This window comes from Streptomyces sp. 2A115, from assembly GCF_052245575.1.
Taxonomy (GTDB): Bacteria; Actinomycetota; Actinomycetes; order Streptomycetales; family Streptomycetaceae; genus Streptomyces.
In genome coordinates this window covers 1-24,252 of sequence record NZ_JBQQCG010000019.1, presented here as the reverse complement: position 1 = coordinate 24,252, position 24,252 = coordinate 1, and the positions used below count along the sequence as shown (strand labels likewise).

Sequence of the window (24,252 nt, the reverse complement as noted above, 5' to 3'; positions counted from 1 at the left end):
GCGGTCGGCGGGGCGTCGCGGGGCCGGCGGGGCATCCGAGAGGCCGCTCGTCCGACGTCCTAACACTGTGCAGAGACGATCAACTCGACTGTGGGTGCTCCCCTGCACCCTGCTCGCCGCCGCGGCCGCGTTGTGGTGGCCGTGGGGGCCGGAGAAGGCGGCATCCGGGCCGGTGGCGAAGCCGGCCGCAGGACGCGCCTCGGCGCATCCGGACCCGGACGACTTCGACGGGGACGGTTTCGGGGACCCGGTGGTGTGGACCCGCTCGGGTCTGACAGTTCTGTACGGAGGGGCGAACGGGCCGCACGCCGACGTACGCACCGAAGTGCCCGCGTCCGCTTCGGGCGCCTTGGCCCGCCCTCGTTCCCTTCGCGCCGACCTGGACGACGACGGGTTCACCGATCTGCTGATGGCGACGGAGAGTGGCGTCGTCCGCGTGCTGTGGGGCGGCGCCGAAGGGCTCTCCGGGCCGGTCGACCTGTCCTTGAGCACGACGACCAGTACGGACAAGGCAACCACGACGGCCAAGACACCTCCCGCACTCGGAGACTTCGACGGTGACGGCACCACGGACCTGGCCCGTCCCGGCGACGCCACCGGGCCCGAACTCGTCTGGTACAAGGGGCCGTTCACCCGTTCTGGCAACCCCGCCGCCCGGCGCGAGGCAGCAGGACCGCATTCCGCCTCCAAGCAGCCGCCCGCCACCACGCCGGCAGCGGGTAGACCTCCGCATCCCCCCGCCGCGCGACGGCGAAGTGCACTGCCACCGCACCGGCTACTTCCTCATGCCGGACATCATCAACGTCATGCGTGGCCAGGGCATGGCCGGGGACCTGCTCGCCCCCCACCTGGTCCCGAGCCGAGGACACTTCGGTACCACTGTCCCGGAAGTCCGCGCGCTCATGGACGCCAACGAGCTGTTGCCGCCGCGCCTATAGATCGGCCCTCGTCGACGCCGCCAACCACACTGTCTGCGGCAAGGCCGAGGACCCCCAAGGGCGTCCCCGTCTACAAGCTGATGGTGGCTGAGCTGGTGGCATCATGATGCTCCTCACAGAGATCCCCATTCTGCCCGCCGGTTAGGTTGGCGGGATGAGCGATCAACTGAATGCAGAAGGCCAGGCGGCCCAGGTCGAGGCGGCATGGGGCCGCATCGTGGCGTGGCTGGAGCAGCACGCCCCCACCTCGTACGCCTCGCTGCTGCCCCCCGCGCCGGAGACAGAGATAGCGAACGCGGACGCGGCGCTGAGGCAGCACCTCGGGTTCGCCCTGCCGTCGGAGCTGGCCGCGCTGTGGCGGCTGTGCGGCGGTGTGGAGCACCAGTACATCGAGGCCAATGAGGAAGAAGGCGAGGTCGGCTCGGGGGCGTTCTTACCTGGCGGGATCCTGCTCGGCCCGGCGGATGCGCTCAGGCCGCGGCTGCCCGAGACCGGCCGCACCGACGGGTGGGGCGCCGCGGTGGTTCCGTGGCTGACCGGCGACGAAACAGACCCCGAGTCCGGGCACTACGTGGGCGCGGACGGCGTCGGCTACTGGTCGCTGCCGGACAACCTGGCCTGCGACAAGCCCGGCTATCCGTCGATCGCCGCCTATCTCGAAGCTGTGCACCACACACTCACCGAAGGGCCGACCGATGCCATGGGCCCAGATGTGCCCGGCGTGGTGTGGGGCTGCCTGATCTGGGATGACCCCCGCAGTCCGCTCCTGGACGATGCGCTGGAGCACTGGCGGCCCGTCCAGCCAGCTCATGGCGACCGATCCCGCCCGAGCATGGACAGCCCAGGAGATGGCGCATCGCCTCGCGCTCACAGCAACCAAACCCTTCGGTAGTCTCGCCGCTCAGCTCGGCACATGGACGCGCCGGGGGCTGCTGATGCGCACAGGCCCCAGCACCTACCGCCACACAATCCGAGATCTTGACGTCCGGCGTCACGCCTTGGCTTCGCGGCCTTGCCTGATCGACAACGGCAACTTCGACTCCTACTGGCGTAACCACACCGCGTGTGAGCATCAGGGTCTCTGTCCGGCACCGACCAGCAGGGATACGCGCTCACCGCTTGATCACTGGGCTTTCTTGAGAACAGACTGCACCAGTGGGCTCCGACCTGCCTGCGTTCCGTTACCACCCCGATCCGCTCGCCAGCGGGTCGATCCGCGAGAGCGCGGAGACATGTGTGTGCTGCAGCCGCCCCATGGGTTGGATCTACACCGCGACCTTCTACACCGCCCAAGAGGTCAGCGGACGCTTCTGCCCCTGGTGCATCGCTGACGGCGGCGCGGCTGAGCGGTTCGCCGGCGAGTTCATGGACTCCTACGGACTCGACGGCGTCAGCGAGGAGGTCGTGCACGAAGTGACCCGCCGCACTCCCGGCTTCCATGCCTGGCAGGATCCGCACTGGCTCGTCCACTGCTACGACGCGGCAGCCTTCATCGGCGAGGTCGGATACAGCGAACTGGCAGCCCACCCCGAGGCCCTCGACCGGCTCGGGCAGGACCTGCGCATGAACGGCTGGCACGACGCAGCCCAACTCGAGCAGTTCCTGACCCACCTCGGTGAAGGGGCCACGGCCATGCTCTTCCGCTGCACCGTCTGCGGCACCCACCTCGCCTACGCCGACGCCTCATAACCGCCACTCAGCCCGGCACGCCGCGAGCTCGAACCGATCATCCCCTAAAGGAACCGCACCCAATGCCAATATGACCGAGGCCTACAACCACCTCCATCGCCAAGGCGGCAGTTCCGAGGAGCTCCGGCACCGTGAGTGAGTGACTGTGCACTCGACGGGGCGAGGGCCTGCCTGTGCGGGAGGTATCGGGTGGTTATGCAGAGCGCTGGGGCACCTGGTGTCTCAGGCGCCGCGGGGCTCCGGCGCGCCGTATCGGGCGAGCATGGTCAGCACCGCTTGGTCGACCGCGTTGGCGATGGCGGAGTCGTCGGGCTCCCAGCGTGCGAGCAGCATCCGCGGCCAGAACACGTAGTTGGAGATCATCCCGAGGAATTGGGTCGCCGCCATCTCCGCATCGTCAAGCCGGGCTGTACCAGCGGCGTTCTCCGCCGCCAGGTAGCGGCGGACGGATTCGAAGTAGGGCATCTTGCCGAGCTTGAACTGGGTCTCGCCGAGCTCCGGGAAGCGCGGTACCTCGGCGATGACGATGCGAAAGAGGGCGGCCATGCCGGGCTGGGTGAGAAGCGCCGCGTATCGGCGTGCGATGGTCTCAAGCCCGGCGCGGAGGTTCCCTGGCTCGGGGAGGGGCGCTTCCTCGCCGTCGACCTTCCAGTATTCGGTGACGATCGCCTCGAACAGGGCCGCCTTGGTGGTGAACTGCTTGAACAGAGTCGCCCTCGACACTCCGGCCGCTTCGGCGATGCGCGCCAGCGATGTGCCGTCGTAGCCGGAGTCGAGGAACAGCTTCGTCGCCGCCTCGATGATGGACGTCCGCTTCTGCGCTGCCACGCGCCGGTGGTAATCCGAAGACTGTGCCGTCATGCGCTCCAGTATGCCCCTCGTCGCGAGGTGAGTCACTTGACTCACCCCTGGTTCCGCTCTTACCTTGAGAGGGAAGGTGAGTCACTCGGCTCACCACTAAGTGAGCCGAAGGAAGCATCATGGGACGCTTTGAGGGCCAGACCGTCATCGTCACGGGCGGCAGCGGGGGTATGGGCAGCAGTCATGTGCGGGGCTACCACGCCGAGGGGGCGAACGTCGTCATTACCGGCCGCGACGACGACGCCGGCCGCGACCTCGCCGCTCAGCTCGGTCATCGGGCTCTGTCCGTTCACCTGGATGTCGCCAGCGAGGACGACTGGGCGACGGTGGTGCGAAAAGTCGAAGGTCACTTCGGGCCGATCACCATCCTGGTGAACAACGCGGGCGTCCAGAACCCGGCGGCCCCTATCGAGGACACCGAACTCCGCACCTGGGAGCACACCTTCAGCGTCAACGTCACCGGCCAGTTCCTAGGCATCAGGGCGGTGGCTCCGTCGATGCGCAGGGGCGGTGGCGGAACCATCGTCAACATCGCCTCGACCATGGCCCACATCGGCACGGCCTTCTACGCCCCCTACACCGCCAGCAAGTGGGCCGTGCGTGGGCTGACCAAGACAGCCGCCCTGGAGCTGGGGCGAGACAACATCCGGGTCAACTCCATCCACCCCGGCGTCGTCTCCACACCGCTGATCAACGAACCCACCGTCGCAGGCCAGCCTGCCATCGCCGACTTCTACTCGCCCGATCCCTTCGCCATCCCCCGCCTCGCCGAACCCTCTGAGATCACCCGCCTGTTGCTCTTCATCACCTCCCAGGACTCATCTTTCGCTACGGGCTCGGAATTCGTCCTGGACGGGGGCCTGCTGCTCGGCCCTGCACTTCAACCCGAAGCCGACATCGCAGCTTGAGCTGGCATTGCGGTACGGAGCGTGCAGCCGATCGGCCGGTTCACACCAACCAGCCAGATCTGCCCGGAGTGTGGGGTCACGCACGGTCCCAAGCCCCTGCACATCCGGACCTGGACCTGTGCCGCCTGCGGTGCCGTCCATGACCGGGCCCACAACGCTGCCAAGAACGTGAGAACGGCCGCCGGACTGGCGGTCGCAGCCTGTGGAACGCAGGTCAGACCGGACGCGTCCCGGCGCAGCGCGACGAAGCAGAAAGCCACGGATTCCCGCCCGGAGACTGTGCCGCATAGCGGCACAGCGACAGACGAGAAGGCCAGAATGCTCGGGCTTCAGCCCGAGGAGCAAGTCAATCAGACAGGGGAACGATCGCCTGGATCGTCTTTCCCCCGGGGACGAGCTCGACATGCACGTGCGAAGCGAGTTCTCGTATGAGCTGCCAGCCCACTCCGCCGGGCCTCTGCACGTCCAGATCCCGCTCCTGCGGAACGCGCTGGCTGGCGTCGGCCACCGTCACGATGACGCAGCCTTCGCCCGGGTCCAGGCGGAAGTCGGTCAGACCCTCGGCATGCCGGATCGCGTTCGTCACCAGCTCGAACACCACCAGCAGCACCGCGTCGTTGCGGCCCTCGCTTCCCGGAGAGTACGCCCACAGGAAGCCGCGCGTGACGTCGCAGGCCCGCTCCGCCCATTGACGACTGCGACTATCGTCCCAGCGCGCGAGGTCCGCCTCATCGGGGAGTTGTGCCATCGCATCCTCCCGAGCAAGCTCCACGGGTCGTCATTCGCACGCTCGCCCCAACTCTCCTGTGCCACACGGTCGTCTCCGCGCTGCTCTGCCGAACCGGTCATGAGTGCGTCCAGGCCCAGGTCACGCAGCGGCAGGCAGACGACGGGGGGACGCGCCTGCCTGCCACTGCGTGAGTATCCGCCCACAGGGGGCGTGACTCCCGGGACCTTGTGACCGGTCCACCCCGTACAGCGCGAAGAATGCCGACGGTGTCACACCGGGCGGCCTGGCTGCCGGACGATATCGCCGTGCGGCTACGACCCGGTCCGCGATTGAGGTCGGGGCGGGCTGGCCTGGCGGCTCGGCTGATGGCCGATCAGTAGGCCGTCTACCGGGCGGGAACCAGTTCGGTGCTCGGCTTACGGCGGGTTGGCCGCCGGGCGGAGCGGTCCGAAGCCAGTGAAGCGGTCGCGCGATGGGGCTCGGCGTAGTCCTCACGCCGACCGCTGTAACGCTGGCGCGACCGCCCCTGCCGCCGTTCGGCATGGGCGTTGTCGACGCAGATCCGATCCGAGAACTGCCGTCGGCGCATCTCCCACATGCGGACTGATCGCCGAGCGCTGCGTCGCCCTTCGGCTTCTTCGGGCCAAGAGCCGCCCGACCATCGCTTCGTCGCTTTGGACGAAGCCTGCCGACGTGTTCTCGGCTGGGTCGCCGCGATTCCGGCCTCCGACCGCTGCGCGTGTGCGGGAGTTGCCGAGCACTCTGTGTACGTCCATCCCGGCGCCCGCGGCCGGGGCGTAGCCCGTGGTCACGACGCCCGCGTTCGCCACCACGACGTCGAGGCCGCCGAGTTCCCGTACGCCTCGGTCGACCGCCTCCTTGACCGCCGCGAAATCGCGGACGTCCACCTTCGCCGTCACAATGCTCCGGCCCCGGTCACGCACCAGCTTCTCGGTGGTCGCGAGTTCCTCCTCGGTCCCCAGGGAGTACGGCAGTTCACTGATCGGCGCGCAAATGTCGAGGGCAATGATGTCCGCTCCCTCTTCCGCGAGCCGCACCGCGTGATTACGTCCCTGCCCGCGGGCAGCTCCCGTGAGGAGCACGACTTTCCCGGACATCCTGTTCAAATTGATCCTCCCGCATGCCGCACGGCGCTCTCGCGGGACGGCGGTCTGTCGGGGTACGCGTTGCACACGATGGCCGCGATGATGATCTCCGACCGGTAGTAGGCCACTCGCTTGGAAAGCGCTGTTCGCGGTGGGGCCCTTCGACGTGTCGCAGCATCAAGTGTCGCGCGACAGCCTGACCCCGCCCGGAACGTTTGGGTACCGCGCTGGGTCAGCACTTGTTCGCAGCCATTCTCGGCAGGCTTCAGCCGTTCTCCTTTGCGGTCGCTTCACGTACGGCCGGGGCGATCTCGCCGGCCCAGCGGCCGAGTGAGGCGCTGCTCTGCGTGCCGTGGTCGGCCGAGAAGAGGGTGAAGCCCGACGCTCCATGCTCGAGTACGGCGTCCGTCAGTTCCTCGACCCACTGGTCGACAGAGCCGCCGATCCAGCGGCCGTCGGTGTCGCGCGTGGCAGGCAGTGGCCGGTCCGTGATGCGCCCGGGGAAGTTGAAGACCGTGCGGATCTCGCGCGGATCACGGCCCGCGGCCGCCGCCGCTTCGTCGATGACCGGTCGCGAGGTCCGGTAGCGCTCGCTGAGCCAGTCCGCCGCGTGGCCCGGGATCCATCCGTCGGCCACCCGCCCGGTGGCGGCCAGGGACTTGCGGCCGACCGAGCCGGTCCACACCGGGGGTGCGGCCACCGGAGACGGCTCGATCTCGTGCACCTGGTAGTGGAGGCCCTGGAAGGTGACCGGGGGGCCACCGCCCGACAGCCTCTTGATCAGGACGATCGCCTCTTCGAAGGCGTCCACGGCAGCGCCGGGTGAGAGCCGGTCCACGCCCATGTCGGAGATCCGGTCCCAGAGTCCGCCCGCGCCCATGCCGAGCACGACGCGGCCGCCGGAGAGCGCCGACAGCGAGGTCACCGTGCGCGCCAGGAGGGGAGCTGGCCGGGTCGGCAGGTTGGTGACGTTGGCGAAGCCCGCGATGCGCTGCGTACGCCCGAGGAGGAATCCGATGGTGGCGTAGGCATCCAGGCGCTCGCCGATGTAGGGGTGGTCCGACAGCGAGAAGTGGTCGAGCCCGTCTCGGTCGGCCTGCTGGACCATGCGCAGCAGCTCCGGCCCGTCGTCGATGCCGCTGTGCGCGCCGAAACCGAAGACGACTTCTTGAACAGACACTGCTCTGCCTTTCGTTCGATTCATTCGATGGGCCGCCGACGCGTGATCACCAGGCGTACGCCTCGGGCGCGGGCTTGGCTCCGTTCGGACCCGGCGGCGGGAACAGCTCGTTCAGCTCGGCCAGGGTGCCGTCGTCGAGGGTGATCTCAAGTGCCCGCAGCGACCCATCGAGCTGCTCAGCCGTCCTCGGGCCGACGACCGGCCCGGTCACGCCGTTCTGCGCGAGCAGCCAGGCCAGCCCGACATGGGCCGGGTCCTCGCCGAGATCGGCGCACAGCTTCTCGTACGCCTCGATGGTGTCCCGGTGCTCGGCGAGCGTGCCCGCCGAACGCCCTGTGCTTCCGCGGGAGGAGCCGCCCTCCTTCTGTTTGCGCAGGACTCCCCCGAGCACTCCCCCGGCCAGCGGGCCCCACGGGATCACACCGAGTCCGTACGCCCGTGCCGCGGGCAGCACTTCCAGCTCGACCCAGCGGTTCAGGAGGTTGTATATGGACTGTTCGGAGACGAGGCCGAGGAAGTGCCGTGACCGGGCGGCCTCCTGGGCCTGTGCAATGTGCCAGCCGGCGAAGTTGGACGAGCCGAAGTAGAGGACCTTTCCTTGTTGGCGAAGGACGGTGAACGCCTCCCAGATCTCCTCCCACGGCGTGTTCCGGTCGATGTGGTGCATTTGGCAGACATCGATGTGGTCAGTCCGCAGTCGTTTGAGTGACGCCTCGCAGGAGCGCCGGATCTGCAGGGCGGACAGGGACCGTTCGTTGGGCCAATCGCCCGTCGGCAGGTAGGTCTTGGTGGCAAGGACGGTCTTCTCCCGCCGACCGCCGACCGCGGCGAACCACCGGCCAATGATCTCTTCGGTGCTGCTCTCGCCCTGCCTCATGCCGTACACGTTGGCCGTGTCGAAGAAGTTGATGCCGTGCTCATGTGCACGGTCCATGATCGTGCGGCTGTGCTCTTCGGAGGTTTCCGTCCCGAAGTTCATGGTGCCGAGCACGAGCCGGGACACGGTGAGGCCGCTGCGGCCCAGGTGGGTGTACTCCATGGGTTCCAGCCCTTCAGGCGGTGGGGCCGAACTGGCCGATGAAGCGGCCGGTGAACAGGTCCGCTCCCTTGTACTCGGCCACCATCTCGGGCGACGCGACGAACGGGCCATCGGGAGAGGGCAGTTGGCCGACGCCGCTCTTCGGGCCGAGCGGGAGCAGGATCATGGGGAAGGGCAGGGGCTGGTACGTGGCCGTGGGCTGTTCGCCCTTCAGCTGGGCGTTGATGTTCTTGGCGACCACCTCGGCGTGCTGCATCGCGTAGCCGGCCATCTTGGCCTCCGCGACATCGGTGATGTCGCCGACCGCGTACACGTTTTCGTGTCCCTTGACATTGAGGAGTTCGGTCACGGGAACCTGGCCCTGCGGCGTACGGGTGGTGAGCTTGCCGTCCGCGAGGTAGTCGCTGTTGGTGCGCCTCCCGTAAGCGCGGAACCAGATGTCGGCGGGGATCTCGTCGCCGCCGCTGGTGGTGACAGTGAAGCCGCCGGCCAGTCCGGGCTCGGTGCCCGGCGGCGCCGTCAGGGCGGTTTCGAGGCGTAAGTCGATGCCGAGTAAGTCGAGTTGGCCGCGCAGGTCCTCGACCACCTCCGGTTGGAACCCGGGGAGCAGTTCCCCGGCCGGGTCGGCGATCGTCACGTGCTTGTCGGGCCAGACTTCCTTGATTTCCCCTGCCAGTTCGAGCCCGACCGGGCCCGCGCCGAGAATCAGCACCTTGTCGGCCTGGCGCAGTTCTTTGTGCGTCCGGCGCAGGTCGTCAAGCGCCTCACTGACGGAGTCGGACGTGGGCTTGGCGGGGTAGGTGTAGCTGGAGCCGGTGGCCAACACCATGTAGTCCGCGGCGACATGCTCACCGGAGGCCAGGGTGACACCGCCGGGGTCCACCGAGACCGCGCGGTCGCGTATCACCTTGCCCCGCGTGAGCAGCGTCTCGAAGGGGAAGAACATGCTGCCCGCCCAGTCGGGCCGCGTCAGCGCCCGCAGTGACGCGGCCGCGTTGACGAAGGCCTCCCGGGGATCGATCAGAACGACATCGGCCTCGGACTGCAGCGCCTTGGCGACCGCGGCGCCCCCATAGCCTCCACCGATGACTGCCACTGTACGACTCATAATGAGAAGCTCCACAGAGAGAAAGGGTTGTAGTTCGTGACACGAACAGTATTAGTTCGCACTACGAACTGCAACCCTCTTCCATGGAACAAGGCATCGGAACCTCAGGGCGTGCGGTCGGCGAGTCTCCCCTCCCCCGGTGCCGCGAAGAGGATCGGAACCTCGTTGTCCAGTACGACGCGGCCCAGCAGGCCGGCGAGCACGTCACGCTCGGCCGGGTCCAGGCTCGCGGGCAGCTCCTCGATCCGCCTGCAGGTCTCGTCGTAGAACTCCCTTGCCAGCTTGGCTCCTTGGGTGGTAAGAGCGACCCGCACCGCACGCGTGTCCCGCGGGTCCGCCTCGCGCCGGACCAGGCCGTTGCGCTCGGTGCGGTCCACCAGGCCGGTGAGGCTCGACTTGGCCAGCCGCAGCGTCGCCCCCAACTCGCCCATACCGTAGGGCCTTGCCATCAGCACGCACAGCAACTGCCCCTGCTGTGGGGTCACTCCGTACTCTCGGCCGGACTCGGCGTACACCGCGTTCACCAGGAACGAGCACTGCACCAGCGCGGCCACAATCCCGATTTGGTCACTATCACGCTTATCCACCAGGCCAGGGTAACACCGAACATCCTGATAGTTCGTGCAGCGAACTACAGGCCAGGAGGTACAACAGGCTCAGGAGTGGAAGGAGCAGTACGCACACCGGGCCGGTGTCGAAGGCACCATCTCCCAAGGTGTCCGGTGCTTCGGCCTGCGGCGAAGCCGGTATCACGGCCTGGCCGAAGCCCGGCTACAGCAGCAGCTCACGACACCGCGATGAACTTCCACCGCCTCAATGCGTGAAGCCGCCCCGGTAGACCTGGGGCAGGTCGGGAGTGTGCAGGTCACTGCCCCAGATCCCGGACAGGTCCACGTCCACCAGAACCTGTCCGGGTCCCGGGAGTGGGCACGGGCCGTTCCGACAGGACGATCCGACGCTGCCCGTCGAGCAGGATCACCGGCATGGTTGTCATGAGAGTCTCCAGTCCCGGACCCGGTGGGTCGTCGGCGTGGATCGAGGTCCGTCGTCCCAGACCGTGCAGGACGTCGGCCGTGTCAGCGCATGACCAGGCCGCCGTCGACGCACAGCACCTGGCCGGTCATCGCTGCCGCGTTGTCCGAGGCCAGGAAGGTCACGGCCGCGGCGGTGTCCTCGGGAACGAGTCGGCGGGCCAGAGCCTGCTGGGCCACAACGGCCTCGAACTGCTCGTCGCTGTTGACGGTGCGTGAACCGGGCGTGTCGGTGAGGCCGGGAGCAACAGCCGTGACGGAGATGCCCGAGGGGCCCAGAGTGCGGGCCAGCACGCGCATCATGCCCAACTGCGCTGCCTTACTGGTGATGTAGGGCAGCAGAACGGGATCGGGCGGCATCCACACGGTGTCCGACGTGATGAGGACGATGCGGCCGAACCCACGCTCGGCCATCCCTGGCGTGAACGCCTGACTCAGCCACAGCACGGACTCCACATTGACGCTCTGCACATGGCGCCACCTGCTCACGTCGACGTCGGCCAGCGTGGCCTGGTCGAACGCCGCCGCGCAGTGCACCAGCACGTCGCAGCGCCCGTACCGCTCGAGGATCTGTGCGGCGGCCGCTCGGGTCGATGCCTCGGAGGAGAGGTCGCCGGACACGTCGCCGTGCCGGTCGAGCGACAGGGCGTTCAGGCCGGCCGCACGCAAGGCCGTGACGATCGCGGACCCGATCGCTCCGGACCCCCCGGTCACGACGGCGACTCGCTGGTCGCCGTGCTCTGTTCTGTTCACTGCCGTCCCGGTGTCACTCATGCTGCCTGCCGCAAGTCCTTGAGTGCCCCGGCCCAGGCCTCGAGCTGGTCGAAAAGGGTGGTGGCCGCGTCGTCGTGCAGCGCCTGGGGGGCGAAAGACGAGTAGTTCTCGAAGTCGCTGAACAACGAGAAGCTCAACTGCTGGCGTACGTGGGCGATCTGCAGTTCGCTGCTGACGGCGCGCAGGTGCTCGATGGCGCGGGCGCCGCCGAGGGCTCCGTAGGAGACGAACGCGGCGGCCTTGTTGTTCCACTCGCCGTAGAGATAGTCGATGGCGTTCTTCAGCACGCCCGACGTGGAGTGGTTGTACTCGGGCGTGACGAAGACGAATCCGTCGAAGCCGGCGATCGTGGTGGCCCAGTTCTTCGTGTGATCGCCGGCGTACTGCCCCATGGACGCCGGCGCCGCCTCGTCGAGGTGGGGCAGCGGGTAGTCGAGGAGGTCGATGAGGGTGTAGTCCGCTCCGGAGCGTCCGGCCGCCTTGCTCACGACCCAGTCGGCAACTCCCTTGCCGTTGCGGCCCGGTCGGGTGCTGCCCAGTATGACGGCGATCTTCAGATCGGCCATGGTGGTGTCTTCCTTGTCTACGGGACGCCGTCCGCCTCCGCGGGTTCCCTGCCGGGCGCGGCGTCGTTCGTGGTGAGCGGTGGTGGTGCCGCGAGCAGCACCATGCCGTCGGCGTCGCTCCCGACCGGGTCGGCGCCGCGGTCCCCACCGGTGGTGCCCGCCCTCCCCCTCCCGCGGATGGGAGGGACGGGCGGGCTCACGGCGCTGAAAAGCGCCCGGAATGCCAGCCGGTGAAGGGCCTGGTTGCTCAAGGCGCAACCGGCTCGCGTGACCAGCCTCGGCTCCGGCCGTCAGGGGTGGATCTGGCTGCCGTATCCGAAGTCCAGGCGGAGGGACTCCATGAGCGAGAAGGCACTGGTGGTGGCGAAGACGTCGGCGGCGGCGAGGACACCGGTGTACTTGGCGGCGACGGGAGCTGCCGCCGTGCGGCACACCTCATCCAGCCAGACCTTGACCATGGCCCAGGTGTTGTTCCCGTAACGGGCGGCGTAGGGGGCTGTGTCAACGGTGCCCAGAGCCTGCTTGATGGACTCGGTGAGGTCGGCGATGAACGCCTGGTGCACGGTGACGTCGGCCCGCTTGCCGAGACGTCCCATGTGCCCGGCGATGAGGTGCTTCCAAGGATATGCCAGGGCCGTGTCGGGGGCCTTGACGTATGCGGCCACGTCCTCGCTGAAGTTGAGGTTGCCGAAGGGTGCCCAGCCGGGAGTTACGACGTCCACGAGCATCAGGGTGTCGTGGTCGGGGAACTGGATGAAGATGTTGTCCGGGGAGTGGTTGGGGCCGTGCCAGGTCAGTTTGACCCGCTCCCCGCCCACGTGCAGGGTGTAGCGGTCCTTGAATGTGACGTCGGGCGCGGGCTTGGCGGAGTCGTTGTCGCGCCGCAGGAGCCTGCGGTTCTCCTCGTGCCCGACCCGCACGACGTTCTTCCCTAACAGCGAGGAAGCGCCGATGTGGTCCGAGTGGTGGTGGGAGTGGACCAGGTGGGTGACCTTGTTGCTCACGCCGTTGGCGGCGGCTACTTCGTCGACGGCGCGCTGGAGATTGTGGCCGATGGTCGGCGGAGCATCGAACAGGACGACGCCGTCGCGGGTCGTCAGGAACGCGGCCTGGTAGGTGCCGTCCGTGACCCAGTACAGGTTTTTCTTGACCCGTCCGACGTAGTAGCCCTGGCTGTTCAGCGCCGGGCCGAGGGCGGACGCGGGAACCGGGGCGAAGTCCGGCAGATCGTCAGCGGCGGCGGCTGGGGCCGAGGCGGCCGCGGGAGTCACCCCCGCGGTCAGCGCCAGCGCGACGGGAGCCGCGGCGGCCGCTGCCGCCAGGAAGAGGCGACGGTTGGTACCGGGCGTTTCCGACTGTGTAGTTGTCATTCCGACTTTCCCTCACGAAGAAGATGTGCGTGACGCAGAGTTCGACTACTTCGGCTGCACGGACAGGCCGGGTGCACAGGGTGCTCGGGTGGCGCGGCAGGGACCACTCCCCCGGGCAGGCGGCATCAGCCGGCCCGCTTTACCAACAGCGTCCGCATCAGGGCGGGTCGGCCGACACCGATCAGGATTCGGTGATCTCTCCGAATCGTCCCCGTCTAGAAGCCTCCGCCGCCCAGGGCCGCCAGGAACGCCTGCGGGTTCCAGTACTCGCGGTAGTTGACGATGAGACCGTCCCGGAACGTGACAAAGGTGGCGTACGACATCTCGTAGGCATTCCCGTTGGCCAGGACCCGGCCGGAGGCGCTCCATTCCCCGATGGCCACATTCGGGTCGTCGGTCGCATAGACCTTCACCGAGGGGATCTTGGCCACGTCGATGACGTCGGGGTAGCCGCGCAGGTACTCATAGACGGCGGTGCGGCCCTCCAGCCGCGTCGGCGAGCCCTCGGGGGCGAAGGGGAACTCGGCGACGACGTCCTCGGCGCACAGGTCCGTCCAGCCCTTCATGTCCTTGGCGAGGAACCTGTCCAGGCTGCGCCGAAACAGGTCGACGGCGGTAAGGGTGTCGCTCATCATTCGCTCCGATCATTTGGCAGGGAAACAGGTGATATCGACGGCGAAGCGCCAGGGGATCGGGGGGCCGCCCGTGGGTACCGCATTGGCCGCCGGACGTCGACGCCGGCCGGGAGCCGGGTCAACAGGAACGACAGGGCAGTGTCGCCGGACGTCGGTGGGTGCGGCCCGGCGGTTGGAGACAGGGACTGCGGTGCAGGGACCGCCTCGGGCCGGTCAGCCACGGCTGGTTCCTCATGACTGGTGGACTGGTTCCCGGACGAGAGCGCCTGTGGGACCGCTCAACTCACCTTGAATTTGGAGACGTTGTCGGCCAGCCAGGCGTCGAAGCTCTTGAGCGCCGGGTTGAGCTTCCGCACCTTGTCCAGATCGCGGGCGCCGGTGATCTCCCGGTCGAAGTCGCTGAAGTACTGGAACATGTTGCCGAACTCCTCGGCGCCCATCACCTCGAGGGAGCGGAAGACGTCGAAGGGCACGAACCGGAAGCGCACCGGCTCGCCGAGCGCGGTCTCGAACTTCGCGGCGTACTGCGCGCCGGTCAGATGGTCGCCGGACACGCTGACGGTCTCACCGATGAACCTCTCGCCGCCCTTGAAAAGGGCGAGAGTGATCGGGCCGATGTCGTCGGGGTCCATTCCGGAGAGCAGCTTGCCCTCCTCCATGGGCAGGGCGAGTGTCAGTACACCGTCCTCGCCGCGCTGCGGACCGAAGGCCGTCACGAAGTTCTTGAAGAAAAAGGCCGCGTTCAGGAAGGTCGTCGGCACCCCTGCCTGCCGGAACAGGTCATTGGCCTCGCCCTTGGCGTCGAAGTGCGGCACGTTGTACGTGTCCTGGAGAACGGGCATCCGCTCGTCCTCCAGCGGCAGCAGCTCGCGGGTGTCCTCCAGCGTCGACCACACCACGTGCCGCAGTCCTGTGGCCTTGGCGGCCCGTACCAGGACGTTGATCTCCTCGGTCTCCTTCGCCGCCGAGCCGTGCGCCCAGAAGTTGGTGACCAGGAAGGCGCCGTAGGCACCTTCGAACGCCTGGTGCACGCTCGGCTCGTCGTAGAAGTCCGCCCGCACGACCTCGGCCCCGAGGGCGGCGAGTTCCCGGGCGGCGGGCGAGTCGGGGTTCCTGGTGAGTGCGCGGACCGCGAAAGCCGAATTCGGGTCGGCCAGGATCGCCCTCGCTACACCGCCGCCCTGGGCTCCCGTCGCTCCAGTGACCGCGATGACCTTCTTCTCGTTCATGTCCACTGCCTCTGCCGCTAGAACCCGAGTTGATTGTCAACTAACGCGACACATCATGGTGACGTGTCAACTTTTACCTTCGTGTGAACCGGTCAGTACGCGACGTGGGCGAGGCGGCGGGTGAGCTCACCCCTCTGCAACTCGTCGACGAGAGCGACGGCGTAGTCCTCGGTGCTGATGCGGCTGTTGCCCTCGCCGTCGGTGAGCAGTTGGTGATCGCCTATCCGGTACGCGCCCGTGCGCTCGCCCGGCTCGACCATCGCGGGCGGGGAGAGGTAGGTCCATTCCAGGTCGTCGGCGTTGCCCCGGACAAGGTCGAACAGCGCCACCTGGGCGAGGGTCCGCGGCAGGAAGTCCTCGGGGAAGCCGGGGGTGTCGACGACCCGTACACCAGGGGAGACCTCCAGGATGCCCGCGCCGCCCACCACCACCAGGCGACGCACCCCTGCCCTGCGTACGCCGTGCAGTACGCCGCGGCCCACCTCCAGCAGGGACTCGGGGGCCTCGATGCCGTCTCGTGGCGGTGCCACCGCCAGTACCACCGCGTCATGGCCGGCGGCCAGACGTGCGACGGTGTCGACGTCGCTCGCGTCCGCCGCGAGGGTGCCATCCTTCCCGCTGCGCGTGGCCCCGGTTATCTCGTGGCCCCGCTCGCCCGCCTCGGCGGCGATCCGGCTGCCGATCGTCCCGGCGGCTCCGAACAGCAAGATGCGCATGTCATGACCCCTAGAAATCGTCGTGCGTGCCGCACGCACGCCGTCCCCAAGAAGGTATCCATCGGGTACTGGTTACTTCAACGATCCTTAAGTACCCTTCGGATATGAAGGCTGCTGCCAATGACCCGGATATCTGCTGCCCGCCCCGGCTGGTGCTCGACCGCATCGGTGACAAATGGTCGGTGCTGATCGTGCTGCAGCTGAGCGACGGACCCAAGCGGTTCAGCGAACTGCGCGAACTGCTTCATCACGTGACACCCAAGGTCCTCACCCACACACTGCGGGGCATGGAACGCGACGGCCTGCTCACCCGGACGGTCTTCGCCGAGGTCCCGCCCCGCGTGGAGTACGAACTGACTTTGCTGGGCCACTCCCTACGGCCGGTCATGGAGCCGATCAACGCCTGGGCCGCGGAACACGTGGACGAGGTCCTCTCCCTGCGCAAGGCCCACGACACCCGCTCCGCGGACGAGTTCGTGGGCTAATCACCGAGCCGCAGCAAGGACAGGTCGACGGCGTCGGCGATGGCTTTCGCGCCGGCGTCGTTGACGTGGAGACCGTCGCCGCTGTTGTACTCCTCGCGGATCCGATCGGGTCGCTCCGGGTCGGCGACCGTGGCGGCGATGTCGAGGACGGCGTCGAAGGGCCGGTCGGGGCCGAGCAGCCAGGCGTTGATCCGGTGACGCAGGGCCTGACCGGCCAGGTTGTCCGCACCGTCGTACACCGTTCCCTCGTAGGGGCCGAGCGTGGCCGCCACGGCGACGAGGCCGGCGGCGTGGATGCGGTCGGCGAGCATTGTGTAGCCGGCGATGAGGTCGTCGAGGGCCGGCAGGACCGGGGGTTCGGGGAAGGACTGGGTGCCTGGCACGCCCAGGTCGTTGAGACCGATGTGGATGAGGACGTGGCTGACGCCGGGCACGTCGAGCACATCGTGTTCGAGACGGGCCAGGAGGTGTTCGCCGATGCCGTCGGTGAGGAGCCGGTTGCCGGAGATGCCCTGGTTGACGATCCAACCGTGAGGGAGACGACGGCCGAGCTGAGCGGGGAAGCTGTTGTCGGCGCCGGGCGTGGTGGCGAAGCCTTCGATCCAGGAGTCCCCGAAGGCCACGGCGATGGCGGTGCCTTCCGGGGCGAGAACGTCGACACCGGTGAGGAAGTGCCCGGTGGCCAGCTCCTCGGCGGCGGTGAAGGACGCGGCGGTGAGCTGGTTGCCGGGGACCGCGTACCCGACGTCGTAGGGGACCGCCGAGTAGGTGGTCAAGCCCGTGTCGTGCGGGAGATAGAGACTGAGGGCGAGTTCTTCCCCCGCGCTCACCTTCTGCTCGACGGGGTCGCTGACGACCTCGTCTCCCACGCCGATCGTGACAGTGTCGGCGCCCGCGAAGCGCAGCACGGTGTCGCCTGCGGGGACGATCGCGCTTGCTTCGGTGCGCCTGGCGAGGTGTGCGCCGGCTATCTCCAGTGGCTCCTTTCCGTAACGGTTGCTGAGGCGTATACGCAGGGCCTCGCCTCCGCCGGCGATTCGCAGCGGCTGGCGTACGGTCTGGTCGGCGAATCCGCGAAGTTCGAAGAGGGTGAAGTCCTTGTGGGGATTGATGACGGCGGATCGGTGGGCGGCGATCCAGACGGCGGACGAAGTGGTCATGGAAGCTCCGGTCGTGACGTGCCGCGCTGCGGCAGCGCGACTGCGAAATGCGGCCCGCCATGCACGAGACCATGGTGCCGTGGTCGATGACCGTGCATGGCGGGCCGCTTTTGAACTCGCTTCTATCTCACTTCGAACTCAGAAGAGTCCGTTCTTGTTGGCAGCCTGGAGATCCGGCGCAAACCAGGGCGCAGCGTTTTCCGGAGTGCCTACGATCTGCAGGACCTCCCAGTGCTCGATCGCCTTGCCTTCGGCGTTCATCTTGAAAATGTCCGCGCCGGCGATCCCCGTGTCGTCCGGATCGTCGTTGAAGAGATTGAGAAAGTTCGAGTGAACCCACACGTAGTCATCCACCGCGATGATGCGATGCCCAACCCAACGAGCGTGCGGGCGGTCCTTGAGGACGTTGTCGAAGAAACTCGACAGGCCTTCTGCGCCAGTGCTGAGGAGAGGGTCGTGCTGGATGTAACCCGGGTCCAGGAACTGCGCCACGGCTTCTGCCGGCCGCCTCTGGTTGATCATCACCTCGTGAAGGTCCACGATGTTGTTCAGGTTGCGGACGGCTCGGTGATCATTGGCATCGACCAATTTGAGCATTGTTCATCTCCTTTTGAAGCGTTTGTCTCAGTCTTCGGAGCCCCAGTGGCCGGGGAAGTACGTCTTCGATGCCCTAATGGCCGGGGAAGTCCGTGAACGTGGTCGGCTGCGGATTCGACCCCACCCATTCCCGAAGCTCGGGCTCGATCGGCCCGTGGAGTTCCACGGATCCAACTGCCGCGCATTCCGTCAACCGCTCCAGCAGTACCGCCGCACGCTCCATGTGCGCCATGGCCGCCGCGGAGTCGGCGTACTCCTCGATCACCAGATAGCTGCCGTCCTCGGCCGAGAACCACCGGTAGCTTTTGGTGCCCAGCTCGTCGTTCGCCTGCAGGCGCAGCGCGACCACCAGTTTCTCGAATTCTTCGTGCCGTTGTTCTCGGACATCGAACCGTACGCGCACGAAGATGCTTTCCTTGTCCACCTTGCCCCTACTCTTTTCAATCAATATGCGACGTGGATGGGGTGGTGGATATGCGCCCCCTTCTCCAGCTCGTCGACGAGGGCGACCGCGTAGTCCTTGACGCTGATCCGACTGTCACCCTTGCTGTCGACGAGAAACTGGTCACCGCCTGTCCGGTAGGCACCGGTGCGAACACCGGGCTCCAGCACCATGGGTGGGGAGATGTAGCTCCACTCCAGGTCATCGGCGCTGTCCCGGATGAGTTCGAGCAGCGCTATCTGGGCGAGTGCGCGCGGCAGCAACTCCTCGGGGAACCCGGTGGCGTCGACGGCCCGTACACCTGGCGCCACCTCGACGGCGCCCGAGCCGCCGACCACGACCAGGCGGCCCACCCCGGCCTTGCGCACGCCGTCCAGTACGCCCCGGCCCACCTCCAGGAGTGACTCGGTGGACTCGCTGCCGCTGCGTGGCGGCGACACCGCCAGCACCACCGCGTCCTGGCCGGACGCCAGTCGCGCGACGGTATCGGGGTCGCTCGCGTCCGCCGCCCGGGTGCCGTTCTTCCCGCCGCGAGTGACGCCGGTGATCTCGTGCCCCCGTCTGCGCGCCTCGGCGGCGACCTGGCTGCCGATCATCCCAGTGGCTCCGAACAACACGATCCGCATATCAATGGCCTCCCTGAAACGCTCTCAAAAGCGCCGTCGACCAGGAAGGTACCCACCGGGTACTGGTTACTTCAACGATCCTTGAGTTTCTCTCGGGAACCGTGCTGACCAGCGATGGGCGGGGTGGGGAAACGTCGGTGGGCAGGCAGCCGGCCGAGGTCCCTCCACCGCCGCCACCAGCGCTTCTGCTGCAATTGATCGCCGACATGCGCCTTGAACCAATGCGTCGACCAGGCCGAGATGGCGTGCTGTCTGGGGGTCGATCGCCTCGTGGTCGCCCGCGGTGAAGGCGTAGCGCGCGGTAGTCGTACTGTGCGGGTTCGTTCACATGAAAGGCGGTCGCCCCCAGCCGGACGTAACGCTCGGAAGTCAGGTTGCCGACGAGCTTCTCCAGGGTGGGCGCCCCCGGAGGATGGCTCCGTACTCACCGTCTCCGGTCACGAAGCCGTCGGTCCGCGAAGAGGTGAGAAGGGGGCACAAGGAGCGTGCTCGACCGTGGTGAGGGACCGGTGCCGCAATGCGGCGGCACCGGTCCCCTCACTGGACGCCGTTCACAGGACGGTTACAGGGCGATGAGCTGCCATTCCTGGTTGGAGCCGCCGGTGGACGGCCACTGGATGACCTGGGCGCCGTCCGCGGTGGAGGCGTCCTTGACGTCGGCGCACCGTCCGTTGCCGACGTTGACGAGCCGGTAGTAGCCGCTGGTCGCGGCGACCAGCTTCCACCACTGGTGGTCACCGCCGGTGTCGGCCCACTGGTCGAGCTGTGTCCCCTGCGCGGAACCGCTCGGGCACTCCAGGAGTTTGCCGCTGCGGACGTTGGACAACCGGTAGGAGCCGTCGCTGTTCGGCAGCAGCTTCCACTGCTGGTTGGTGCCGCCGGTCGAAGGCCACTGGATGATGCCGGCGCCATCGGCGCTGGAGGCGCCGTTGACGTCCAACACCTTGCCGCTCTTGCGGTTCACCAGCCTGAAGGTGCCCAGGTCCGCGGTGAAGGGCCGGTCGTAGAGCTCCAGGTTGCGGATGGACGCCCAGATCCCGGAGGGCATACCGGTGACCGTCACCCGTACGTAGCGGGCCTGAGCACTGAGCACGACGGTCTGCACCTGGCTGGTGCTGGTGGTGTCGGTGCGGTCGACGAGGGTCGTCCAGGTGGCGTTGTCGGTGGAGCCCTCGATGCGGTACCGGTAGTTGGTGCCGTCCAGCTCCCAGGCGATACGGGCGCCGGTGAGGGACTTGGCCGCTCCCAGGTCCACCTTCAGCCAGTTCCCGGCGCTGCCGTTGCTGGCGCACCAGCGGGTGGCGGTGGAGCCGTCGACGGCCTTGGCCGCGGTGTTGCCCTTGGATGTCTCCGCGCTGCTGGCGGTGGCGGTCTTGCCCACGGCGATGTCGGCCGGCTGCACGGTCCGGTCCAGCGTGACGCCGACGATGCTGTCCTCGGGGATGCGGGTGCGGTTGATCCCGGTGACGGTCACCTTGCCGTCCGAGCTGACGGTGTACGACAGGTCGGTGCCCGAGGCCACGTCGAAGACCCGGGTCACGTTCGCGTCCCCGATGGACGGGGTGGTGAACGAGGTGCCGCTGTAGCCGGACAGCAGGTGGACATAGAAGGTGCTGCCCTTGTAGGTGTAGCCGTACTTGCCGTCCAGAGGCTGCCAGGGGCCACCGGTGGTGCCGTACACGGCCTCGCCGCAGGTGGTCATGAAGGAACCGATCCTGCGCACCAGGTCCGCCTGGGCGGTGGGCACAGCTCCGGTACGGTCCGGGCCGACGTTGACCAGGCAGGTGATGTTCCGCACCCAGGCGTTGACCAGGAGGTTCATGGCCGTGCCGAAGCTCATCACGCTGGTGCCGGCCTTGTAGCCCCAGGCGCCACCGATGGTGAAGCACTTCTCCGCCACCTTGCCGGTGCGGATCGCACCGGAGGGAACGGAGGGACCTTCCTCGCTGGCGAAGTCTCCGATCCAGCCGGAGCGCAGGGTGGTGACCGCGTCCGGCTGGTGCTTGCGCACCAGGCCGGTCAGGCCCAGCGGCTTGCCGGTGGCGGCGTCGGTGTCGCCGGAGGCGGAGTCCACCGGCCACTCGTTGGCGGTGTCACGGAACTGGCCGGGCTCCCAGAAGAACGCGGCGTCCCGGTCCGAGCCCTGCTGGCCCAGCCAGCCGCCGTCCCACCAGATGTCGTCGATCTTGCCGTACTGCGTGACCAGCTCCTTGACCTGCTGGTACACCTCGTCCTTCATGATCCGCGCGTTCTCCTTGTGCGCGGGATCGGTGGCATAGCCCCACTTGTTGGTCAGGCAGTTGGTGCCGTAGACGTCGTAGTAGCCCGGGTATCGCCAGCTCAGCGGCGAGAAGTACAGGCCCACCTTCAGCCCGGCATCGCGCACGGCGGTCACGTACGGGCCGACGAAGTCCTTCTGCAGCGGTGCCTGCCCGGAGTGCCAGGCGTTGGCGTGGGTGGAAGGCCACATGGCGAAGCCGTCGTGGTGGCGGGTCGTGAGCACCGTGTACTTCGCGCCCATGTCCTTGGCCAGCTGTGCCCAGGCGGCGGGGTCGTAGGCGCTGGCCGTGAACTGCTCGCTGGTGGCGTCGGTGACGTACTTCTTGTAGTTCTCCGGCGTGACAGCGGCGTTCTCCATGTACCACTCGCCCTTGGCCGGGCCGGAGTAGGGGCCCCAGTGGATGAACATGCCGAGCTTGGCATCCTGCATCCACTGGATCTTCTCGTTGGACTGCTGCTCGACACCCATGTCGATCTTGGGGATGCGCAGCGGCGGGAGCGGCAGCGGCTCACCGGTGGTGGTGGCAGCGTGGGCGGGTATCGCCAGTGTCGGAGTGATAGCGGCGGCGACCGTCATGGCCGCGATACCGGCAAGCACTCTTCGTCGAGTGATCGGTTCTGACAACTGGATCTCTCCTCAGTGTCCACAGGACAGCACGGACCTTCTGCGGCTCAGCATCCGGGCCGGACAGATGGGATGTTCACCGACAGGTGGCTGCAGGGGAGCCGCTGGGAAGCGTGCACCTCGCCTGGCATGGACATCGGATGTATTAACGGGCATGAAACCCAGATATGTCCAGAGGATGAGGCAAAACCCCTACTCGTCACCTGATGTTCGATCATCCGCAAGTCGTCAGCACTCAATACCTAGGATGTCTAGCCAGCCGTTCAGGCCGTGGGGATCTTGCCGTCTTCCAGACCCGCCTTCCGGGCGGGCGGGCCCCGCCGATCCCGTCCGGATCATTGACGAAGGGCGACTTCACATCTAGCGTCCTCCGACGGAGCCGCACACAACCCAACATTTTGCACCGTGCCGACACGGTCGCCGTGTCCTCGCCCGATCCGTCGGCCCTCTGCGGATCGACCCCGTAAGTGATGCCCCGGCCTCAGTCCGCCCTTTGCGGACGCGGCCGTTGGGCGGCATGCGCCCCGTGCCGCTCACCGCCGGTACCGGACCTCATCGCCCGCCCGGCCCTTCACCTCTTCCAGAAGGAAACCTGATGCTCCGACGCGCCCTCACCTTGGTGCTAGCCGCCATCACGAGTGTGTCCGCACTGCTCATCACCGGGTCCCCCGCCCAGGCCGCCCAGGTCACCGTCACCAACGCGACGCAGTTCACCGACACCACGGGAGCCGTGGTGCACGCCCACGGCGGCGGGGTGATCAAGGTCGGCACCTCCTACTACTGGTTCGGCGAGAACCGCAACGCCGACAACACCTTCAAGGCCGTCTCCGCCTACCGCTCGACCGACCTGAAGACGTGGGAGTTCAGGAACAACGTCCTGACCCAGGCCAGTGACCCCGAACTGGCCGTCGCCAACATCGAGCGCCCCAAGGTCATCTTCAACAGCACCACCGGCAAGTACGTCCTGTGGATGCACAAGGAGAACGGCAGCGACTACAACCAGGCCCGCGCCGCCGTCGCCGTCTCCGACACCATCGACGGCGACTACACCTGGCAGGGCAGCTTCCGGCCGCCGAGCGGCACGACGTCCCGGGACATGACGTTGTTCAAGGACGACGACGGCACCGCCTATCAGATCACCTCCGCGGCCGGCAACGCCGACCTGCAAATCTGGAAGCTCACCGCCGACTACACCGGCTACGACACCCTGGCCGCCAACCCCTGGGCCGGCGCCTTCCGAGAGGCCCCCGCGCTGTTCAAACGCAACGGCGTCTACTTCATGCTCACCTCCGGCAACAGCGGTTGGAAGCCCAACCAGCAGAGGTACGCCACCGCCACCAGCATCGCCGGGCCCTGGACCGCCATGGCCGACACCGGCGACGCCACCGGCTACGGCTCCCAGACCACGTTCGTCCTGCCCGTCCAGGGCACCTCGGGCACCTCATACCTCTACATGGGCGACCGCTGGGGCAACTCCATGGACGGCACGGTCAACGACTCGCAGTACGTCTGGCTCCCGCTGACCTTCCCCACCAGGACCACCATGAACCTGCCGTGGTACCCGCAGGTGGCCCTCGACACCGCCGCCGGCACGGTCAGCGGTGTGGGCGGCGGCCCCTACTACGACCTGGTCGCCCGGCACAGCGGCAAGTGCCTCGACATCTCCGACAACTCAGCCGCCGACAGCGCGATCGCCGTCCAGTACACCTGCATCGGCGGCCTCAACCAGCAGTGGCGGCTGCAGGACGCGGGTGACGGATACGTCCGCGTCCTCGCCCAGCACAGTGGCAAGTGCCTGGATGTCGCGAACAACTCCACCGCCGACGGCGCGTTCGTCAACCAGTACCGCTGCGGCACCGGCACCAACCAGCAGTTCCAGTTCCAGGACCAGGGCAACGGCTACTACCGCCTCATGGCCCGGCACAGCGGCAAGTGCCTCGACGTGAACAACGCGTCCACCGCCAACGGTGCCCGCCTCATCCAGTGGCGCTGCAGCACCGGCACCAACCAGCAGTTCCAGCGGCGCACCGCCTAGTAGGGCTTGGTCAGGTGCGTATTGGTGTGGGTATGTCGTGGTGGCAGGTGGGGCAGGCACCGGTCCAGAGGGCGAGGAGTGTCTGCAGCTCGCGGACGACCTGGTAGAGGCTCAGGCCGGCG

Annotated in this window: 25 protein-coding genes and 4 pseudogenes; 10 read left to right on the top strand and 19 right to left on the bottom strand. The window is 67.5% G+C overall.

The annotated features are described in order from the left end of the window. Window positions 1-67: 67 nt before the first annotated feature. The 4 genes and pseudogenes from ACTWQR_RS18440 to ACTWQR_RS18425 form a co-directional block, all read left to right on the top strand. Window positions 68-565: pseudogene (locus ACTWQR_RS18440) on the top strand (FG-GAP repeat domain-containing protein); the annotation flags it as partial. A 220-nt stretch (window positions 566-785) separates the two neighbouring features. Continuing rightward, entirely contained in the window at window positions 786-938 is a 153-nt protein-coding gene (locus ACTWQR_RS18435) for a hypothetical protein (RefSeq protein ID WP_443228287.1), read from the top strand. A 154-nt stretch (window positions 939-1,092) separates the two neighbouring features. Continuing rightward, window positions 1,093-1,830, top strand: coding sequence for a hypothetical protein (locus ACTWQR_RS18430; RefSeq protein WP_443228182.1), 738 nt, complete (start codon window positions 1,093-1,095; stop codon window positions 1,828-1,830). A 263-nt stretch (window positions 1,831-2,093) separates the two neighbouring features. Further along, entirely contained in the window at window positions 2,094-2,627 is a 534-nt protein-coding gene (locus tag ACTWQR_RS18425) for a CbrC family protein (protein ID WP_443228181.1), read from the top strand. Window positions 2,628-2,849: 222 nt separating this feature from the next. Here ACTWQR_RS18425 and ACTWQR_RS18420 read toward each other — a convergent pair whose 3' ends face one another. Continuing rightward, window positions 2,850-3,488, bottom strand: a complete 639-nt coding sequence (locus ACTWQR_RS18420) for a TetR/AcrR family transcriptional regulator (RefSeq protein ID WP_443228180.1) — start codon at window positions 3,486-3,488, stop codon at window positions 2,850-2,852. A gap of 119 nt (window positions 3,489-3,607) precedes the next feature. Here ACTWQR_RS18420 and ACTWQR_RS18415 point away from each other — a divergent pair, with 119 nt between their 5' ends. Both ACTWQR_RS18415 and ACTWQR_RS18410 read left to right on the top strand, forming a co-directional pair. Next, window positions 3,608-4,396: an SDR family NAD(P)-dependent oxidoreductase gene (locus tag ACTWQR_RS18415; protein ID WP_443228179.1), complete on the top strand. Its 789-nt coding sequence runs from the start codon at window positions 3,608-3,610 to the stop codon at window positions 4,394-4,396. Window positions 4,397-4,417: 21 nt separating this feature from the next. Continuing rightward, on the top strand, window positions 4,418-4,828 hold the full coding sequence (locus tag ACTWQR_RS18410; protein ID WP_443228178.1) for a zinc ribbon domain-containing protein: 411 nt from the start codon (window positions 4,418-4,420) through the stop codon (window positions 4,826-4,828). Here ACTWQR_RS18410 and ACTWQR_RS18405 read toward each other — a convergent pair. Then, window positions 4,743-5,144, bottom strand: a complete 402-nt coding sequence (locus ACTWQR_RS18405; protein ID WP_443228177.1) for an ATP-binding protein — start codon at window positions 5,142-5,144, stop codon at window positions 4,743-4,745. The two genes, ACTWQR_RS18410 and ACTWQR_RS18405, sit on opposite strands and share 86 nt — an antisense overlap. A 635-nt stretch (window positions 5,145-5,779) precedes the next feature. Here ACTWQR_RS18405 and ACTWQR_RS18400 point away from each other — a divergent pair. Beyond that, window positions 5,780-5,929, top strand: a pseudogene (locus ACTWQR_RS18400) (GNAT family N-acetyltransferase); the annotation flags it as partial. A 15-nt stretch (window positions 5,930-5,944) separates the two neighbouring features. Here the strand turns inward: ACTWQR_RS18400 and ACTWQR_RS18395 are convergent. The 5 genes and pseudogenes from ACTWQR_RS18395 to ACTWQR_RS18375 all read right to left on the bottom strand — a co-directional run. Further along, window positions 5,945-6,244: pseudogene (locus tag ACTWQR_RS18395) on the bottom strand (SDR family NAD(P)-dependent oxidoreductase); the annotation flags it as partial. A gap of 253 nt (window positions 6,245-6,497) precedes the next feature. Next, window positions 6,498-7,412, bottom strand: a complete 915-nt coding sequence (locus tag ACTWQR_RS18390; protein ID WP_443228176.1) for an LLM class flavin-dependent oxidoreductase — start codon at window positions 7,410-7,412, stop codon at window positions 6,498-6,500. A 46-nt stretch (window positions 7,413-7,458) separates the two neighbouring features. After that, window positions 7,459-8,451, bottom strand: a complete 993-nt coding sequence (locus tag ACTWQR_RS18385) for an aldo/keto reductase (protein ID WP_443228175.1) — start codon at window positions 8,449-8,451, stop codon at window positions 7,459-7,461. A gap of 13 nt (window positions 8,452-8,464) precedes the next feature. After that, window positions 8,465-9,559, bottom strand: a complete 1,095-nt coding sequence (locus ACTWQR_RS18380; protein ID WP_443228174.1) for an NAD(P)/FAD-dependent oxidoreductase — start codon at window positions 9,557-9,559, stop codon at window positions 8,465-8,467. A 104-nt stretch (window positions 9,560-9,663) separates the two neighbouring features. Further along, a complete protein-coding gene (locus ACTWQR_RS18375) occupies window positions 9,664-10,122 on the bottom strand; it encodes a MarR family winged helix-turn-helix transcriptional regulator (RefSeq protein WP_443228284.1) in 459 nt (152 codons plus the stop codon). An 82-nt stretch (window positions 10,123-10,204) separates the two neighbouring features. On the opposite strand from ACTWQR_RS18375, the pseudogene ACTWQR_RS18370 reads away from it, so the two are divergent. Then, a pseudogene (locus ACTWQR_RS18370) lies at window positions 10,205-10,336 on the top strand (transposase); the annotation flags it as partial. Between the two features lie 299 nt (window positions 10,337-10,635). Here the strand turns inward: ACTWQR_RS18370 and ACTWQR_RS18365 are convergent. The 7 genes from ACTWQR_RS18365 to ACTWQR_RS18335 all read right to left on the bottom strand — a co-directional run bounded on the left by ACTWQR_RS18365 (window position 10,636) and on the right by ACTWQR_RS18335 (window position 15,880). Continuing rightward, window positions 10,636-11,364, bottom strand: coding sequence for an SDR family NAD(P)-dependent oxidoreductase (locus ACTWQR_RS18365; RefSeq protein WP_443228173.1), 729 nt, complete (start codon window positions 11,362-11,364; stop codon window positions 10,636-10,638). Next, entirely contained in the window at window positions 11,361-11,930 is a 570-nt protein-coding gene (locus ACTWQR_RS18360; protein WP_443228172.1) for an NADPH-dependent FMN reductase, read from the bottom strand. Before ACTWQR_RS18360 ends, ACTWQR_RS18365 begins: the two co-directional genes overlap by 4 nt. A 17-nt stretch (window positions 11,931-11,947) precedes the next feature. Next, window positions 11,948-12,130 (bottom strand): hypothetical protein, encoded by a 183-nt coding sequence (locus ACTWQR_RS18355; protein WP_443228171.1) that lies wholly within the window; start codon window positions 12,128-12,130, stop codon window positions 11,948-11,950. A gap of 90 nt (window positions 12,131-12,220) precedes the next feature. After that, entirely contained in the window at window positions 12,221-13,300 is a 1,080-nt protein-coding gene (locus ACTWQR_RS18350) for an MBL fold metallo-hydrolase (protein ID WP_443228170.1), read from the bottom strand. A 215-nt stretch (window positions 13,301-13,515) separates the two neighbouring features. Next, window positions 13,516-13,932 (bottom strand): nuclear transport factor 2 family protein, encoded by a 417-nt coding sequence (locus tag ACTWQR_RS18345; protein ID WP_443228169.1) that lies wholly within the window; start codon window positions 13,930-13,932, stop codon window positions 13,516-13,518. A 281-nt stretch (window positions 13,933-14,213) separates the two neighbouring features. Beyond that, a complete protein-coding gene (locus tag ACTWQR_RS18340) occupies window positions 14,214-15,164 on the bottom strand; it encodes an NmrA/HSCARG family protein (protein ID WP_443228168.1) in 951 nt (316 codons plus the stop codon). A gap of 92 nt (window positions 15,165-15,256) precedes the next feature. Further along, on the bottom strand, window positions 15,257-15,880 hold the full coding sequence (locus ACTWQR_RS18335) for an NAD(P)-dependent oxidoreductase (RefSeq protein ID WP_443228167.1): 624 nt from the start codon (window positions 15,878-15,880) through the stop codon (window positions 15,257-15,259). A gap of 104 nt (window positions 15,881-15,984) precedes the next feature. Between ACTWQR_RS18335 and ACTWQR_RS18330 the strand changes: the two genes are divergently transcribed. After that, a complete protein-coding gene (locus ACTWQR_RS18330) occupies window positions 15,985-16,365 on the top strand; it encodes a winged helix-turn-helix transcriptional regulator (RefSeq protein ID WP_443228166.1) in 381 nt (126 codons plus the stop codon). On the opposite strand, the gene ACTWQR_RS18325 is transcribed toward ACTWQR_RS18330, so the two are convergent. The 5 genes from ACTWQR_RS18325 to ACTWQR_RS18305 form a co-directional block, all read right to left on the bottom strand. Continuing rightward, window positions 16,362-17,525, bottom strand: coding sequence for a GDSL-type esterase/lipase family protein (locus ACTWQR_RS18325; RefSeq protein WP_443228165.1), 1,164 nt, complete (start codon window positions 17,523-17,525; stop codon window positions 16,362-16,364). The genes ACTWQR_RS18330 and ACTWQR_RS18325 overlap by 4 nt on opposite strands. A gap of 138 nt (window positions 17,526-17,663) precedes the next feature. Beyond that, complete coding sequence (locus ACTWQR_RS18320; protein ID WP_443228164.1) at window positions 17,664-18,122, bottom strand: nuclear transport factor 2 family protein; 459 nt, start codon at window positions 18,120-18,122, stop codon at window positions 17,664-17,666. Between the two features lie 73 nt (window positions 18,123-18,195). Further along, on the bottom strand, window positions 18,196-18,546 hold the full coding sequence (locus tag ACTWQR_RS18315; RefSeq protein WP_443228163.1) for a putative quinol monooxygenase: 351 nt from the start codon (window positions 18,544-18,546) through the stop codon (window positions 18,196-18,198). Window positions 18,547-18,566: 20 nt separating this feature from the next. After that, a complete protein-coding gene (locus tag ACTWQR_RS18310; protein ID WP_443228162.1) occupies window positions 18,567-19,190 on the bottom strand; it encodes an NAD(P)-dependent oxidoreductase in 624 nt (207 codons plus the stop codon). 562 nt (window positions 19,191-19,752) lie between these two features. Then, window positions 19,753-22,095, bottom strand: coding sequence for an alpha-L-fucosidase (locus ACTWQR_RS18305; RefSeq protein ID WP_443228161.1), 2,343 nt, complete (start codon window positions 22,093-22,095; stop codon window positions 19,753-19,755). A gap of 595 nt (window positions 22,096-22,690) precedes the next feature. Here ACTWQR_RS18305 and ACTWQR_RS18300 point away from each other — a divergent pair. After that, window positions 22,691-24,130: an RICIN domain-containing protein gene (locus tag ACTWQR_RS18300; protein ID WP_443228160.1), complete on the top strand. Its 1,440-nt coding sequence runs from the start codon at window positions 22,691-22,693 to the stop codon at window positions 24,128-24,130. The last annotated feature ends 122 nt before the right edge of the window (window positions 24,131-24,252 follow it).